14 protein-coding genes and 1 riboswitch are annotated in these 16,610 nt (G+C 43.2%); of the genes, 11 read left to right on the top strand and 3 right to left on the bottom strand.

The window, feature by feature from the left end; all coding sequences use genetic code 11:
* Positions 1 to 38: 38 nt before the first annotated feature.
* Complete coding sequence (locus tag DFP75_RS08060) at positions 39 to 680, bottom strand: class I SAM-dependent methyltransferase (RefSeq protein WP_110574049.1); 642 nt, start codon at positions 678 to 680, stop codon at positions 39 to 41.
* A gap of 163 nt (positions 681 to 843) precedes the next feature.
* Here DFP75_RS08060 and rsmS point away from each other — a divergent pair, with 163 nt between their 5' ends.
* The 4 genes from rsmS (at position 844) to DFP75_RS08040 (ending at position 3,312) form a co-directional block, all read left to right on the top strand.
* Entirely contained in the window at positions 844 to 1,026 is a 183-nt protein-coding gene (rsmS, locus tag DFP75_RS08055) for a pleiotropic regulatory protein RsmS (protein WP_110574047.1), read from the top strand.
* Between the two features lie 82 nt (positions 1,027 to 1,108).
* On the top strand, positions 1,109 to 1,468 hold the full coding sequence (locus DFP75_RS08050) for a DUF1304 domain-containing protein (protein ID WP_110574045.1): 360 nt from the start codon (positions 1,109 to 1,111) through the stop codon (positions 1,466 to 1,468).
* Positions 1,469 to 1,493: 25 nt separating this feature from the next.
* Entirely contained in the window at positions 1,494 to 2,027 is a 534-nt protein-coding gene (locus DFP75_RS08045; protein WP_110574043.1) for a DinB family protein, read from the top strand.
* Positions 2,028 to 2,070: 43 nt separating this feature from the next.
* Positions 2,071 to 3,312, top strand: coding sequence for a leucine-rich repeat-containing protein kinase family protein (locus DFP75_RS08040; protein ID WP_110574040.1), 1,242 nt, complete (start codon positions 2,071 to 2,073; stop codon positions 3,310 to 3,312).
* A 107-nt stretch (positions 3,313 to 3,419) separates the two neighbouring features.
* Here the strand turns inward: DFP75_RS08040 and DFP75_RS08035 are convergent, their stop codons facing one another.
* On the bottom strand, positions 3,420 to 3,911 hold the full coding sequence (locus DFP75_RS08035; protein ID WP_110574038.1) for a 6,7-dimethyl-8-ribityllumazine synthase: 492 nt from the start codon (positions 3,909 to 3,911) through the stop codon (positions 3,420 to 3,422).
* A gap of 117 nt (positions 3,912 to 4,028) precedes the next feature.
* Positions 4,029 to 4,179: riboswitch (FMN riboswitch) on the bottom strand.
* Positions 4,180 to 4,421: 242 nt separating this feature from the next.
* On the opposite strand from DFP75_RS08035, the gene DFP75_RS08030 reads away from it, so the two are divergent.
* The 7 genes from DFP75_RS08030 to DFP75_RS08000 all read left to right on the top strand — a co-directional run bounded on the left by DFP75_RS08030 (position 4,422) and on the right by DFP75_RS08000 (position 15,266).
* The gene (locus tag DFP75_RS08030; RefSeq protein WP_175404946.1) at positions 4,422 to 4,784 is read left to right on the top strand and encodes an MliC family protein; all 363 of its coding nucleotides are present in this window, start codon (positions 4,422 to 4,424) and stop codon (positions 4,782 to 4,784) included.
* A 119-nt stretch (positions 4,785 to 4,903) separates the two neighbouring features.
* Positions 4,904 to 5,680 (top strand): precorrin-3B C(17)-methyltransferase, encoded by a 777-nt coding sequence (gene cobJ / locus DFP75_RS08025; protein ID WP_110574034.1) that lies wholly within the window; start codon positions 4,904 to 4,906, stop codon positions 5,678 to 5,680.
* Positions 5,681 to 5,705: 25 nt separating this feature from the next.
* Entirely contained in the window at positions 5,706 to 6,512 is an 807-nt protein-coding gene (gene cobM, locus DFP75_RS08020; protein ID WP_110574032.1) for a precorrin-4 C(11)-methyltransferase, read from the top strand.
* Positions 6,503 to 7,585: a cobalamin biosynthesis protein CobW gene (gene cobW / locus DFP75_RS08015; protein ID WP_110574030.1), complete on the top strand. Its 1,083-nt coding sequence runs from the start codon at positions 6,503 to 6,505 to the stop codon at positions 7,583 to 7,585. Before cobM ends, cobW begins: the two co-directional genes overlap by 10 nt.
* Positions 7,586 to 7,758: 173 nt before the next feature.
* Complete coding sequence (gene cobN / locus DFP75_RS08010) at positions 7,759 to 11,634, top strand: cobaltochelatase subunit CobN (RefSeq protein ID WP_110574028.1); 3,876 nt, start codon at positions 7,759 to 7,761, stop codon at positions 11,632 to 11,634.
* An 83-nt stretch (positions 11,635 to 11,717) separates the two neighbouring features.
* A complete protein-coding gene (locus tag DFP75_RS08005; protein WP_110574026.1) occupies positions 11,718 to 12,965 on the top strand; it encodes a sirohydrochlorin chelatase in 1,248 nt (415 codons plus the stop codon).
* Between the two features lie 264 nt (positions 12,966 to 13,229).
* Positions 13,230 to 15,266, top strand: a complete 2,037-nt coding sequence (locus DFP75_RS08000) for an EAL domain-containing protein (RefSeq protein WP_110574024.1) — start codon at positions 13,230 to 13,232, stop codon at positions 15,264 to 15,266.
* A 96-nt stretch (positions 15,267 to 15,362) separates the two neighbouring features.
* Here the strand turns inward: DFP75_RS08000 and DFP75_RS07995 are convergent, their stop codons facing one another.
* The gene (locus DFP75_RS07995) at positions 15,363 to 16,601 is read right to left on the bottom strand and encodes a saccharopine dehydrogenase family protein (RefSeq protein WP_110574022.1); all 1,239 of its coding nucleotides are present in this window, start codon (positions 16,599 to 16,601) and stop codon (positions 15,363 to 15,365) included.
* Positions 16,602 to 16,610 lie beyond the last annotated feature (9 nt).

Raw genomic sequence — 16,610 nt, 5'->3', positions numbered from 1 at the left:
TAGACAGTCAAATCTAAGCCTATTCCGTTATATCCTCTTTAAGACTGAATCCGCCAAACACTTTCGTTATAGGTGCTGTGTCCTTGCTCTTTATACTGCAAATTGGTTTGAGCTAAGTTTTCTGAGGCTATTTTTTGAATACGATTGCCCCAAAGTAAAGGAATGCTGTCTTCTTCGATTGAAAATGGTGGACCTTGCGTATCGCCGTCGTATTGTAAGGAGATTAACAAGACACTCGCAGTAGGGGATAAGCGTTTCAGTGTGTGAGCAACATACTCCGCGCGCTTTGAATCTGGCATTGCTACCATGGCTGCACGATCGTAACAGGCATCAAAGCCATCTTCGCAGAACTGGAAGTAGTCTCCTTCAATGATGCGTAACGATAAACCGCTATTTACCGTATGTATCTTCAAGTCGCCTTCTTGGTGTGTGTCATAGCTTAAATCGTTGTCCCCTAAAAACTGAATGACAGCGAGAGAAGACAGTTCTACACCGGTGACTTCATAACCTTGTTCTGCAAGCCAAATCATATCATTTGATTTACCACACAAAGGCACAAGCACACGACTGTTCTTTGGCAAGGCTGGCCAAAATTCTACTAGCCTTGGGTTAATGCCTTCTTGGTGAAAGCCAATACGTCCAGCTTTCCAACGATCCAACCAAAATTCATTTGTAATCACGGTAACCTCATTCAATGTGGCGTATTTATATTTTAGTTTATGGAATGTGTCTCTATCGAACAATTTTTAGCTGTAAACGCCATTATAGACAGCAAAAAAGATTTATCATTGTCTCTTTACGCATTCTGCATTTAAATTAGATCAACTTTAACAGGGAGCCCATATGTCTTTAGAGCATGCGCCAGATCACGTTAAGCTGGCTGTAGATCTTATTGAGTTACTAGAAAGTAATGATATAAAGCCACAAGTGGCTGTGGATGCGTTGACTATTGTATTAAGAGACTTCAAAGGAAAAATTCCGTCAAAAGATGACAGCCAGAAAGCGTCCAAAGTAGTAGATCAATAGAATCCAAAATAGTTTCTTAGTGTTTTACTCATAGTATGAAAACTATTCCGTTAACAAAATATAAAAATAAGAGGTTGTATTTATGGTGTTATTTTCAATGGTTGCCACGGCGCTAGTTGCTCTTTTGCATGTGTATATCATGTATATCGAGATGTTTCTTTGGGATAAACCTCAAGGGATGAGGGCATTTGGCTTAAAGCCTGATTTTGCAAAAGCAACGCAAGTGATGGCAGCAAACCAAGGACTTTACAATGGCTTCTTGGCGGCAGGGTTGTTATGGGGGTTATGGCTTGGTGCCGAGGGCTTTCAGGTGACCGTTTTTTTCTTGCTATGTGTTATTGTGGCGGGCGTTTATGGTGCCATCAGCGCCAATAAGAAGATTCTATTTGTGCAGGGTGTTCCTGGCTTAATTGCCCTAATTGCTGTTTTATTAGCGGCTTAACAAATACCTAAAAAGGTAGAGGATTATGTCGGTAAAAGAAAATATGCAGCTGATGGCGTCTTATAATCAATGGATGAATCAGGCTATTTATAAGGCCGTTGGGGAGTTGAGTCGTGCTGATCTAGTAGCTGATAAAGGCGCATTTTTTGGCTCAGTACTAGGAACGCTTAACCATAATCTTGTGGCGGACATTATTTGGTTGAAACGCTTTGCAGATCATTTTACTGAGCTTTCTAGTTTAGATCTTGTTCGTACGTTAGAACGACCTGCGGCGCTTAATACTCAGTTGTTTGATGATTTACTCTTATTACAAAGTAAGCGTTTCGAGCTAGATAAGCTGATTATTGCCATGATGGATGAAGTAACCGACGAGATCCTAGCATCGGCGCTTGTGTATAAAAATATGAAAGGCATTGATCATTCCCAAAGGTTTGGCTTTACTCTACAGCACTTCTTTAATCATCAAACTCATCATAGGGGGCAGATAACCACCTTACTTTTCCAAATGGGCATTGATGTTGGTACGACAGACTTGATAACCACCATTCCTCGTATGTAATTGGTTATAATGCGTGTAAACCTTATGTAGAAAGAGCATTATTTTGCACACACTTGACCAACTTTATAGCGGAGAGCTGAAAGGCATTGTTCGTCTTCAGCTTTCTGACAACTTATCCCACTTTCCAGAAGCGATTTTTGATCTTGCGGATAGCTTAGAAATTCTTGATTTGTCTAATAACCATTTAAGTGAGCTGCCCGCTGATTTACCACGCCTTAAAAAACTGCGCATAATTTTCTGTTCGAACAATCTGTTTACTCATCTGCCAGACGTCTTAGGGCAGTGTGAGCAACTGGAGATGATTGGCTTTAAAAGCAATCAAATTGCGACTGTGTCATCTGCATCCTTACCGACGCAAACGCGTTGGCTTATTCTCACGGACAACAAAATTACGTCTCTGCCAGAGGATTTTGGAAGATTGACGCGATTGCAAAAACTGGCATTGGCAGGTAACCGCTTAAGCACTCTGCCTGACTCTATTATCAACTGCCGTCATTTAGAGTTGATTCGTTTGTCAGCGAATCAGCTGGTGACTTTCCCTGATGCATTATTAGAATTGCCTCGTTTGGCTTGGTTAGCGTTCTCTGGCAACCCGTTTTGTGCGCAACGTGATTCACATGACGAATTTAAAACCGTACCTTTTGGTGATCTAAAACTGCATCAAGTATTAGGGCAAGGCGCATCAGGCGTTATCTCTCTCGCGACGTGGCAAAAAAATACCTTTGGCTTTTCTGAATCAGTAGCCGTGAAAGTTTTTAAAGGCGACGTGACCAGTGATGGTTTCCCCGAAGATGAGTTAGATGCCTGTTTGGCGGTTGGTGATCATGACAATTTGGTAAGGCCGCTGGCAAAAGTGGCTGAGGCTGATTGTTCTGCTTTGGTGATGGAGTTAATCCCAACTCATTACACGAATTTGGGTCTACCGCCGAGTTTGGAGTCTTGCACTCGAGATACCTTTGCGCTGGAGCAGGTGTTTTCGATAGATAAAATTGCCAAGATTGTTGAGCAAGTGGAACAGCTGGTCACTTACTTTTGTGAGAAAAAAGTCAGTCATGGTGACCTTTATGCACACAACACCCTTATTAATGAAGAAGGTCATGTCTTGTTTGGTGATTTTGGCGCGGCCTCAAAATATGGCAATTTATCACGACAACAGCAGCAAGGAATTGAGCAAATAGAGCGAAGAGCGTTAGGCTTTTTTGTGGATGATATGCTGGGCTTGTGTGCTGAAGAAGATCGAAATACCGAGGTGTATCAATCGCTACGAAGTAAGGCCTTTACCTGAGTAGTCGAACTTACTATTGAGTGAAATAAAAAATGCTCCGTATTCTTCGAATACGGAGCATTTTTGTAAACCTATTACGCTTTTGTATGTCGCGTTTGACTTTGAATTTATAGCATTTGCTTCGCTTTTTCTGTTAAGCGTATGGTTTGATCGCAAGCATGTGCTAGCTCCACCCCTTTCTTAACAAAATGACGGCTGAAGTATTCTTTGTGCTCATCGTGCTCATGGAAATTATGAGGTGTTAGCACCGCGGTAAGAACAGGTACTTCCGTTTCTAATTGCACTTGCATTAACGCATTGCAAATTGCTTGAGCAACAAAGTCGTGACGGTAGATGCCACCATCGACAACCAATGCTGTTCCTGCGATCGCAGCGTATTGTCCGCTCTTCGCCAGTAGTTTGGCTTGTAGTGGGATTTCGTAGCCGCCAGGAACAGGGATAACGTCTATCAAAGACGCGTCATATCCACGAGAAACGAGTTCTTTTTTAAAGCCTTCGACACAATTCATGACAATATCTTCGTGCCAAGAAGCATGAAGAATAGCAATACGTTTTGTCGCTGGAGTAAATTCAATGTTATTCGTTGAGCTCTGATTCATTTGTCAATCCTAAAAAAATCTAAGGTGAATCAGGGCGAACGGGCAGGCAAATACACCATAATCAATATGGCATACCTGAGGCGTCGCAAAATACGACACCACTTAAGGTCTTGTCTGACGCGCTCTCTATCATCCGGACTATAACCGTCGGCTCTGGAATTACACCAGATCTGCTGACCCTACAAGATATGATCTTCTAGGCGCTCGCGGGCTTAGAAATAGATTCTTTACCGCCGGTGGGGAATTACACCCCGCCCCGAGAACGAAGTCGGATAAATCCGACAAAATAAATACTACTTGTTTTCGTTGTTGACTGTCAAAGAGTGTTCTTAAGAAAAATGTAGCGTTTTTGTGATAAACATCTAAGTAACAAAAAGTAACCAATAATCATGGCTCAATGAATGGAGCTTTATACCTATCTCGATATAAAATACGGTGAGCAGCAGATTTTGTGTTTTGTTGCTTTAATAGAGAAATTTGGAATATTGATTTTGAATGGAGTCATTCTTTGTGAGTATAAAAACATCACGGTTACAAAAATTCCTCGTTTGTGCGTCTTTGTTAGCATTGACAGCCTGTAGTTCGGTCACTAAAGAGACGTCATTGGATAGCGACGTTGATGACATGGGCGACATTTCACAGACTAACGCAGCGACTTACCTATGTAATGCTGCCCCTTTGCATGTTTTCTTTCATGCCGAAAATGCGCAAATTACCTGGAATGATAAAGAATACACATTGACTCGTGCCATTAGCGCATCTGGCTCGTTTTACCTTGGGGAAGGTCTTACTTTCTGGATTCATGGTGAAACGGCAGAGCTAGAAGTGGGAGCCATGGCAGCAACATGTCGTCTTGTTAAAGTAGAGTCGTAGCCTTATCACCTGAGTTGTCTTCACTTTAAATCGAAGTGTTTTCATCCCGTCAAATTAGCAATACGTGTACAATGGTTTCATTCGCGTCTTATGACGCATGATTCCATTGTAGAGAACGTATGAACAAGCTATTTGTAATGGGCATGGGCCCAGGTGATTTAGGGTTGGTTGCACCCAAAGCAACGCAAGCATTGTCAGCTTGCAGTGATTGGGTAGGCTACGGCTACTATTTAGATTTATTGGGCGAGTTGAGTGAAGGTAAGGCGTTTCATAACCTACCGTTAGGCGAAGAAATTGGGCGTGCTCGTTTGGCGCTCGATTTGGCCGCTCAAGGAAAAAATACCGCGTTAATTTCCAGTGGTGATATCGGCATATACGCCATGGCGACATTGGTGTTTGAGTTACTGGATTTACAGCTGCAAGGCAAAGAAGACCATCCTGAATGGCTGAATGTTGATATTGAAGTGATTCCTGGCATTTCGGCAATGCAAGCCGGTGCAAGCCGTGTTGGAGCAATGCTAGGTCACGATTTTTGTACCATTTCACTTTCCGATTTATTAACCCCTTGGGAAACCATCGACAAGCGTTTACACGCTTGTGGCGCGGGGGATTTTGTCGTGTCATTTTATAATCCTGTTTCAAAGAAAAGAGATTGGCAACTAAACCACGCTCGTGATGTCCTATTGCAATATCGTCCTGCTAGTACCCCTGTGATGATTGGTCGCCAGCTGACCCGTCCGGAAGAAGAGATTACCTTTACGACCTTGGGTGAGCTAGAGGCCAAAGATGTCGATATGTTCACCATGGTAAGTGTGGGCAATTCCGACTCAAAACACATAGTTAACGGCCAGAAACACTGGATTTACACGCCTCGCGGCTATTCCAAAAAGCTTTAGCTCTTTATAAAAGGTTAGTGACAAAATGACTGTTTACTTTATTGGCGCAGGCCCAGGCGATCCAGATTTGATGACGGTAAAAGCCGTTAAAACCATGGAGCGCTGTCCGATTGTTCTTTACGCTGGTTCTTTAATTCCGCCACAAGTGGTTGATAGTGTCCGTGGTACTGCTGAAGCCATTTACGATACGGCAGAAATGAATCTCGATGAAACCACAGCCGTGATTGAAAAAGCGGCGCAAGAGGGCAAAGACGTTGCTCGCTTGCAGTCTGGAGATCCTGCTTTATACGGTGCGATTGGCGAACAAATTCGTCGCTTGGAAGCATTAGATATTGATTATGAAGTGATTCCTGGTGTCAGTGCCGTGGCAGCATCCGCTGCGTTATTACGTAAAGAATTGACTTTATCTGGCGTTTCACAAACCGTCATCATGACGCGCTATGAAGGCAAAACACCTTTCCCAGAGCGTGAACGCTTGCCCGCCTTGGCGCAAAGTGGCGCGACGTTAGCGATTCATCTTGGCATCACTCGTATCCATAAAATCGTTGAAGAGCTGATACCTCACTATGGTGAGGACTGTCCTGTGGCTGTTTGTTATCGCACTAGCTGGCCTGATCAAGATTACGTAGTGGGAACATTGACGGATATTGTTGCCAAAGTAAGAGAGAAAAAATTCACTCGCACCAGTTTAATATTGGTCGGAAAAGTATTAGATACAGAAGATTTCGCAGACTCCTATTTATACGACAAAGAGCAAGCGCATATTTTCCGTAAAATACATCAATCTAAGAAAAATCAGCCTAAAAGTGAAAAGGATGAATCATGCAATTGAATAAAATACCAACCACAATTGTGACAGGTTTTTTGGGTAGTGGTAAAACGACACTATTATCCAACGTCCTAAAACAAGCCGCTGGTAAACGTATCGCGGTGATCGTAAATGAGTTTGGTGAGTTGGATATCGATTCCGATTTATTGCGTTCTTGTCCACTTGATTGCCCAGAAGGTGTGGAAGAGGGAAGTCTGCGCAGTGACGATGGCTTTTACGAATTGGCGAATGGTTGTATTTGCTGCACTGTAGAAGAAGAGTTTTTGCCAGTGATGCAGCAACTTGTCGCACGCCGTGGAGATATTGACCATATCTTGATCGAGACGAGCGGTTTGGCGCTGCCAAAACCTTTAGTGCAAGCGTTTAACTGGCCGGGTATCAAAGAGCACTGCACCGTTGATGCCGTAATTACCGTGGTCGATGGTGCAGCTGTGGCGGCAGGTCGCTTTGCACATGATGAAGATAAAGTTCAAGCACAACGCCTAGCAGATGAAAGTTTAGATCACGACCCAAGCTTGCAAGAATTATTAGACGATCAACTTAGTGCCGCAGACTTAGTGGTGGTGAGTAAAAATGATTTGCTAAACGAGGAAGAGCGCGCTCGGGTACAGGCTATCATTGCCCATGAAGTGCCAAGCACAGTCAAAACCGTTTACATTGAAAATGGCGAAACGGCTCTGGATGTTTTGTTGGGCATCGACGCAGCGACAGAAAGCCGAATCGATGAAGTTCACAACCATCACGATCATCATCATGCTCATGGTGAACATCATGATCATGCCCATGATCACTTTGACTCATTTGTTGTGACATTGGGTGAAGTGCAGTCCGATTTATTGCAAGACACACTGACTCAGTTAATTGAAGAACACAATATTTTCCGTGTAAAAGGTTTTGCAGCGGTTCATGGCAAGCCTATGCGCCAAGTATTTCAAGTGGTGGGAACGCGTTTGGATCGTTACTTTGACCGTTTGTGGAAGCCAGAAGAAGTACGTAAAACGCAATTGGTGTTCATCGGCAAGGGTATCAATAAAGAGCAGATTGAGAATATTCTGCATGATGCTTTGAGTGCTTAACCCTCTCCCAGCCTCCCCCTTGAAAAGGGGGAGGAGCTAGACATTCCCTCCCCTTGCGAAGGGGAGGGTTAGGGAGGGGTTAAGAGGGCTATGCCCAAGCTCTTAATGGAAAAACTATGGATTCCCGCTTTCGCGAGAATGACGGTTAAGTAGAAGAAGTAATTGGAGAAACCGTGCACTTATTAGCAGCCAAACCGGGTGGCTTTGTTGACGACGAGGGGATTGTTGATCTTGGGCAATCCCCAGCAGACTTAGTTATTTTGGCCGCGGCGGATAGTGTGCTCGGTGCACTTGGTAGTGCACTTGATCAAGTCGCTTCTTTCAATCGTCCCCATGATGGATTGGAGGGCGTAAGATTACCGAGTGTTCGCCTTGCCAATTGGATGCAGTTGGTCAAACCCGCTGCTTACGATTTGTACGAGCACAAGGTGCTTGATCATGCCAAGGTTGTGGTTGTGTCACTGCTTGGCGGTGAGCACTATTGGGAATATGGCTTCCAGCGGCTTCAAGATTGGGTGAATGCTAAAGCGGGTCGCACCCTGATTTTTGTCCCTGGGGATGATTCTGAAGACCCTTCGTTGATGAGTGTTTCTACTGTGCAAGCTGAAGACTGTCACCGAGTGTGGCGTTACTTGCGTGAAAGTGGCCAGGTCAATTCTCAGCAATTGTTTTATTTCCTTATGGACCGTTACCTTGGCAGGCCTTGTTCGTGGCAAGAGCCTGCACCTCTGCCTAGTGCTTTAATTTATCATGCTGGATGTTCGTCCGGTTTCCTGCAATGGCAAAACCATTATGCGGATAAATTAGCGCAAGGCTTTCCAGTTGCTATCTTGGCGTTTTATCGTTCACATCTACAAAGCGGCAATACCGCGATGTTTGATGGCCTGATTGGAATATTAGAGCAAGAAGGCTTAGTCCCTTTGGCTGTAGCAGTAAGCTCCCTAAAGGACGATGTATCCGTTGGTCTGATCGAATCGTTAGTTGATCGGACCCATGCTAAGGTGATTTTAAATACCACAGGTTTTGCAGCAAATCGGGTGGGAAGTCCTGATCTAGCCTCGGAGCCGACAGATTTCCAGTCGGCTTTTGCATCACCTATTCCGGTTTTACAGTTGATCCTTTCCGGCAGTACTGAAGAAGATTGGCAAGCACAAACTCAAGGCTTGCGCAGCCGCGATGTGGCGATGCAAATTGTCTTGCCAGAAATGGATGGACGTATTATTACTCGTGCGGTCAGTTTTAAAGCATTGAGCCATTACAACGACATTGCCCAAGTAGACTTAGTACGTTATGAATTGCAGGAAGAGCGTGCGCGTTTTGTCGCTCAGCTTGCCAAGCGTTTTGCCAATTTAGCCAGTAAGCCTAACCATGAAAAGCGTATTGCGTTTGTGCTGGCAAATTATCCAACCAAAGATGGTCGTATTGGTAACGGCGTTGGTTTGGATACGCCAGCCTCGGCAGTGAACCTACTAAAAGCCTTAGAAACCGCGGGTTATCCCATCGACAATATTCCCGATCATGGTAATGCCTTGATCGAAGAATTACTCGGCGCGGTGACCAACAACCCCAACACTTTGCATGAACGTGGTTGCTGGCAAAGCCTCGCCTTAGAAGATTACTTAAAGTACTTTTATCAGCTTCCGTTGGAGTGCCAAAACGCCGTTTGGGATCGTTGGGGACCACCGGAAGACGATCATAAATGCCGTGAGCAAAACGGCCAACGTCGTATTATGTTGGCGGGTATTCGCTTGGGCGAAACCTTTGTCGGTATTCAGCCTGCTCGAGGTTTCAATTTAGATTTGGCGGCGAATTATCATGACCCAGATTTAATCCCACCTCACAGTTATTTGGCATTTTATTTTTGGTTACGTCATGTTTATCAAGTTGATGCTTTCGTACATGTGGGGAAACACGGCAATCTTGAATGGTTACCGGGGAAAGGCACGGCTTTGTCGGCGTCTTGCTGGCCGGATATTGCTCTTGGCCCCATGCCGCATTTTTATCCTTTTATCGTCAACGACCCAGGTGAGGGAGCGCAAGCCAAACGCCGCACGCAAGCGGTGATTATTGATCATCTTATGCCGCCCATGACTCGTGCTGAAACCTATGGCGACATGGCGGAATTAGAAAACCTAGTTGATGAATATTACCAAGCCATGGGCATGGATGTGCGCCGCGAGACTTGGTTGCGTGAACAGATCCTCAAAAAAGTCCAAGAGTCCCATTTATTAGAAGAGCTTACGGGTGTTGAATCCGGTAATGACGATGCGGTGCTTGAGGGACTAGACACCTATTTATGTGAAATCAAAGAAGCGCAAATTCGCCATGGATTACATCGTTTGGGAGAGCTGCCCGAAGACGATAAGCTCGCTGATACGCTGGTGGCTTTGTTACGCTTACCGCGGGGCAGTGAAATCACCAGTCAAGGTATTATTCATGCCTTGGTAAAGGACTTTTCGCTGCAACAAGACGGTTTTGATCCGATGAAAAGTGAGCGTACTCCTTGGGTAGGTGATAAGCCAGAACGTTTGTTGTCGGTCAGCAAACTGGCGTGGCGTACCCATGCGGATACCAAAGAGCGTTTAGAATTATTCGCCAAAGAGTTGGTGCTCAGCCATGTGATTGGCGAAGGCTCCACTGATGAGTTGGCAACAAAACTCCCTCAAACCGCCGTGTTATTGGCGCACAGTAAAAAACGCTTATGGGTTGCTTTGCAGCAAAGTGCCCAGGATGAAATTCAAGCGTTAATAACAGGTTTGGCGGGCGGTTTCATTCCCCCTGGTCCAAGTGGTGCGCCGACAAGGGGCCGGCTCGATACCTTGCCTACAGGACGTAATTTTTTCTCTGTCGATAATCGGGCGATTCCATCCCCTGCGGCCTGGGCGATTGGTCAGCAGTCAGCGGAAGCTTTAATTCAGCGCCATTTGCAAGAGCATGGCGATTATCCAAAAGACTTAGGTTTATCTGTCTGGGGAACCGCCACCATGCGAACCGGCGGTGATGACATTGCCCAAGCCTTTGCCTTGATGGGCGTTCGTCCGATTTGGGCGCCGGGGTCAAACCGCGTGACCGATTTTGAAATCTTGTCTTGCATGCAGCTAGGTCGCCCACGAGTCGATGTGACTTTGCGTGTTTCAGGCTTTTTTCGAGACGCTTTCGCCAATGTAATGAGGCTCTATGATGCCGCGGTTCAAGCCATTGCAGACTATCAAGAACCCGGTAATGGCAATGTTATTCGCGCCAATGTGGAAGCCCGTAAGAGCAAATTACTTACGCAAGGCATGAGTGAAGCAGAAGCGAATCGTCAAGCGACTTACCGTGTTTTTGGCAGTAAACCAGGCGCTTACGGTGCTGGCTTGCAAGGTTTGATCGACGAGCGTTGCTGGGACACTAAGGCGGATCTTGCCGAAGCTTATGTGAACTGGGGTGGTTATGCCTATGATGGCAATCATTATAATGGTAAACAAGATGGTATAGAGGCGAAGTCTGCCTTTGTTGAGCGTTTGTCGCAATTGGATGCCGTGGTGCAAAACCAAGATAACCGAGAGCACGACATTCTCGACTCAGACGATTATTATCAGTTTCAAGGCGGTATGACCAATGCCGTTACCGAGTTTAGTGGTCAAGCGCCGAGTGTTTATCACAGCGACCACTCTAATCCGAGCTCACCAAAAATCCGTACTTTAAAAGAAGAGCTTAATCGTGTGGTGCGTTCACGAGTACTTAACCCTAAATGGATTGAAGCCATGCAAACTCATGGCTACAAAGGGGCGTTTGAAATGACCGCCACTGTGGATTATTTATTCGCTTATGATGCGACCACAGACTTAGTTGCGGATTATCAGTATGAGCAAGTGACCGATCGATTGTTACTTGATCCAGACAATCAAGCCTTTATGCGCGATAATAACCCTCACGCATTAGAAGAAATGGGCGAACGGCTATTAGAAGCAATACAGCGAGGCATGTGGCAGAACGCCGATGGGTATCGTGAGAAAATACAATCCTTGTTGCTTGATTTAGATCAGCAACAAGAACAACGTCAGTGATCTTGGGTAGAAGATCTCTTGTAACCTTGCTAGTTGTATTTAGACTATTCAACTAGCTGAGATGAATAAAGTAGAGAGAAACAATGAGTAATAGAGAACAGGCCAAAAAGGGCATTATGATCTGTGGTCACGGCAGTCGTGATAAAGACGCTGAGCGCGAATTTGGTCTAGTGGCGAAAGGGCTTAAAGAGCGTTTTCCTGACTTGCCTGTGGAGTATGGATTTCTAGAGTTTTCTGCACCGAATATCCATATGGGGTTAAACAGCTTGGTTAATCAAGGTGTTGAAGAAATTTACGCCGTACCGGGTATGTTGTTTGCAGCCACTCACGCAAAAAATGATATTCCTTCTGTATTAACCACCTACGAAGAAAAGCATCCTGGTCTTCACATTACTTATGGCCGTGAATTGGGGTTACAAGACGACATGATCGACGCATTCCAAGCGCGCATTTATGAGTCTCTTGGCTTAGATCCTGAAAACCCACCAGAAAACCTGTATGACACCATGTTAGTCGTTGTTGGCCGAGGCACATCAGACACTTCTGCTAATGCTGAAGCGGCGAAGCTAACTCGTATCGTCAATGAGAATATGGGGTTTGGTTGGGCTGATACTGTCTATTCTGGCGTAACTTATCCATCTGTCGGTGTGGGTCTTGAAAAGCTAATGAAGCTTGGCTTTAAGCGTATTGTTGTTGCGCCATACTTTTTGTTTACTGGTCGTTTGATCAAGCGAATTCAAGGGTATGTAGACAAGGTTGCTCAAGAGAATCCAGCCATTGAGTTTATTCAAACGCCTTATTTGAATGATCACCCTCGTGTTATTGATGCATTCCAAAATCGTGTGGAAGAAATCATGCAGGGCGAATTACAAACGGGCGAAGAGACCTTGATGAATTCCTTCAAGCGCCGCCTTGCGGCAGGCGAAGTAGATGTTCATCATCACCATGCTGAGTTTGTTGACCCGCAAGACGATACGCAAGGCTTGTCTGCATCTGACGTTAAACACTTTACTAACGTGGTTCTATCGGAAGGTCACGGGCACTCGTCGGTATTAAATCCGAATGGCCATTCTCATAGTCATGGACATGACCATAGTCACGATCACGGTCATAGCCACGGTCATTCCCATGCTCATAGTCACTCTCATGATCATTCCCATGGCCATAGTCACGGCGTGTATAAACACATTGGTCACCCAATGGGGCCAAGAACCATGATTGGTGAGGGGATTTGTTGCTGCTTTATGAGCCAGTTTACAGATGAAATACTCGAAGAAGAGAAAAGCAAAATCGACGGCGATTGCACGAAAACAGCATTTGCTCATCAATAGTTAAAGTTTTTTGTCAAAAAGGCCAGCTAATTTAAGATATTCATCTTCGATTAGTTGGCCTTTTTTATTTCTATTTACTCCAGTTTAATACTACCTTCTCAAGGTTAATTCCTAATTAATGATTAATTTATTTACTAAATAAAAAGTTTCGATGTATTATTGTTGTAACAGTATAGACATCATCTTAAATGGTCTGTAATGTGTTTTATTAAGGTCTATTAATAAGTGTGGATTTAGCACATTATTTTTCTAGGTGTTGGTAGTATGAGTCCTTATTTGGAAAACTTTTCGTCAAAAATAGTATATAAATTAATATTTATACTTTTTCTGTTTTTGAGTATTGCTGTCGTTTTTTTCGCTAATTCCTCATATAACACAAAGACATTGGATTTAATTTCAATGGCTGAGAAAAACCAAGTTGTCATAGAGGCGTCAGGTACTGATGTTACTCTCACAAAGGTAAAAAATAGCTTTATTGTTGAATGTAATATTACTGTTGTAGGTCATGATATATGTGGTTTATATATCGGTTTACCTGACGATGATGGAATAGGTTTCTCTCTAAAATATTTTGAATCATTAAATTTTAATATAATAGAGAAATCAACTAGCAAAAATTATGACGATAGAGTTCGTGTATTTGTAAGAGCAAATTTAAGTTCTGAAGAAAAAGCTAGTTTAGGTGTGAAATATAAGTACCATGCTGTTCGAATAAAGGCTGAAGGTGATGGTGTAGTTCCACTTTCTCGTTTTAAGGTAGAAACATGGTGGGAGGATATGTATAAAGTACCTTTCGAACTTGCTTACTATGATATAAATAACGTTAGTAGTATTGAGTTCTTTTTTAATGAAATGCCAATTGTATCCCCTGGAAAGTATTCCTTGTCATTATCTAAGTTAAAAGTATCTGGAAAAATAATCCATCTTGATGTTGTTTATAAGATTTTAACATTGGTTTGGCTTTTTATAGCGGTATTAGCTATATTTTCGTATTTGTTTTTTAAATTTAAAGAATTTAAAAAACTTAAAGGTCAAGCTTATAAGGATTCAAGTGTTAATCTTTTAAATGCTTTAGGGTTTGAGGCTAGATATTCAAGATATGTTGGTAAAAAAGTAGTAGTTTATCGTATAAAAATTATCAATTGGCAAAAACTATTACGTCACTTTGGCCTCGCCACAGCAAATCATCTACTTAGTAAGGTTATTGAAAGAAGTGCTCTTCGCTATAAAAATGATTTTTATTTAAGTGCAAGATTAAATGAAAATGATCTTATACTCTTAAAAAAAGGTGAGCGCTTTTCGGCAGAAATGGAAAAGGACTTTTTAGACTCCTTATTGTCTTCGATACATATCATTGGGTTAGGTGATTTGTGCTTAGATATAAAGGTTGGGATATGTGAGGAGATATCTCTTCCGGGTAATAAAGATATAATATTGGAGCGCACTGAAATATCTATTCAGTCAATAGTTGGTAGTAAGTCTCTTTTACAGTTATATACTAGCGAGATAAGCAGAGAGGCTGAAAATAAAGCACACTTAGAAAAACTAATTGAAATCGCACTAAATCAAGATGCTTTTTATCTTTTGTATATGCCTTTATATCGCGCATCGTCAAATAAAATAGTGGGTGTGGAAGCGTTATTACGTTGTAGTTTACCTGAACTTTATAGTCTGTCTCCGGAGGTATATGTTTCTGTTGCAGAAGAAACTGGCCTTATCCGAGATATTGATTTAATGGTGATAGAAAAAGCTCTGACTGACTTTTCGAACTTCGAGTTGTATGAAGACCTTACGCTCTCCATTAATATTTCATCTAAAGAATTATTAGACACTTCTTTTGTTGGGCATTTTGAAGAGAGAGTATTAAAGAGTGGTGTTAGCTTTGAAAAAATTTGTTTAGAGATAACGGAAACCTTTTTGCTAGATATCGATTGCACCTGTATTAATACGCTTAATGAAATTCGTGGAATGGGATGTAAGGTTTCACTTGATGATTTTGGTACTGGTTATACCTCTTTTCAACATCTTATTAATTTCCCTGCAGATGAAATTAAAATAGATAAAGGTTTTATTAGCGGTATTAAAAGTGATCAAGGTTACAGTGTTATTGTCGACTCCTTATTTTTAATTGCAGATACCTATCAGTATAATATAGTAGCTGAAGGAGTGGAGACTAAAGAAATTTATGATTTTCTTGTCGATAAAGGTTGTGATGTATTTCAGGGTTACTTTATATCGAAGCCTATTCCCTTGGAAGGTGTTGTGCTTTTAAATAATAAAATCGACAAGGACGGTTTGTAAGCTTTTCTAGTGAATAACGTTTTTCTTGATATGCAATAAAAGTACCCCCGCAGTAGCGGGGGTATTTTTAAGGTCTTCAAACATTTTTCGGAAAGATTAAAACGTGAAAGGATGATCGCCTGTCTCGTCTTTAATGCGAGTCGGTAAGCCCATTTCGTTTAATAAACCCAAGAAAGGTCGTGGATCAAGTTGCTCTACGTTGCGCATTTCTTTTGCATCCCAAGTGCCGTTGGCAACTAGGATAGCGGCAGCTACAGGTGGCACACCAGCGGTATAAGAAATACCTTGGCTACCCACTTCGTTGTAAGCGTCTTTGTGGTCTGCTACGTTGTAGATGAAGACTTCTTTCTCTTTGCCGTCTTTGATGCCTTTAACAACATCACCGATGCAAGTTTTACCTGTGTATTCAGGAGCAAGAGAAGATGGGTCAGGAAGTACGGCTTTCACTACTTTAAGTGGCACAACTTCAAGGCCTTCTGCTGTTTTAACTGGCTGTTCAGACAATAGCCCTAGGCTTTGCAATACGGTGAAAACGTTGATGTAATGTTCACCAAAGCCCATCCAAAAACGTACGTTAGGTACATCTAAGTTTTGAGAAATAGAGTGTACTTCGTCATGGCCGCTCATGTAGGACGTTTGCTTTCCTACTATTGGTAGGTCATCGGTACGACTTACTTCAAACATCTTGTTGACGTTCCATTCGCGATTCTGCCAAGAATACACAACACCGGTAAATTCACGGAAGTTGATCTCTGGGTCGAAGTTAGTCGCGAAATATTTACCATGGCTACCTGCGTTGATATCAATGATGTCGATATCACTTACGCTGTCGAAGTAGTGGTTGTAAGCAAGCGCCGCATAGGCATTTACCACACCTGGATCAAAGCCCACGCCTAGAATGGCAGTGATGCCTTTTTCTTTACAAGCGTCACGACGTTTCCATTCGTAGTTCGCGTACCATGGTGGTGTTTCACAAATTTTTGCTGGGTCTTCGTGGATGGCTGTATCTAAGTAAGCGGCACCTGTTTCCATACAAGCTTCAAGCACAGACATGTTGATAAATGCTGATCCCACGTTGATGACGATTTGAGATTCTGTTTCTTGAATCAGTTTAACCGTCGCTGGCACGTCAAGAGCGTCTAGGGCGAATGCTTGAATGCGTCCCTCTACTTTCATGCTGCCTTTGTCGAGGACACTGGATACAATATTGTCGCATTTCGAAACGCTGCGCGAAGCAATTGCAATATTGCCCAGTGTGTCATTGTGTTGGGCGCATTTGTGTGCCACAACTTGTGCCACGCCTCCGCCGCCAATAATTAGGACGTTTTTTTTCATAATAGTGCT

Source organism: Marinomonas alcarazii, assembly GCF_003208215.1.
In the GTDB taxonomy this organism is placed as follows: Bacteria; Pseudomonadota; Gammaproteobacteria; order Pseudomonadales; family Marinomonadaceae; genus Marinomonas; species Marinomonas alcarazii.
This window is presented reverse-complemented; position numbering and strand designations above follow the sequence as displayed.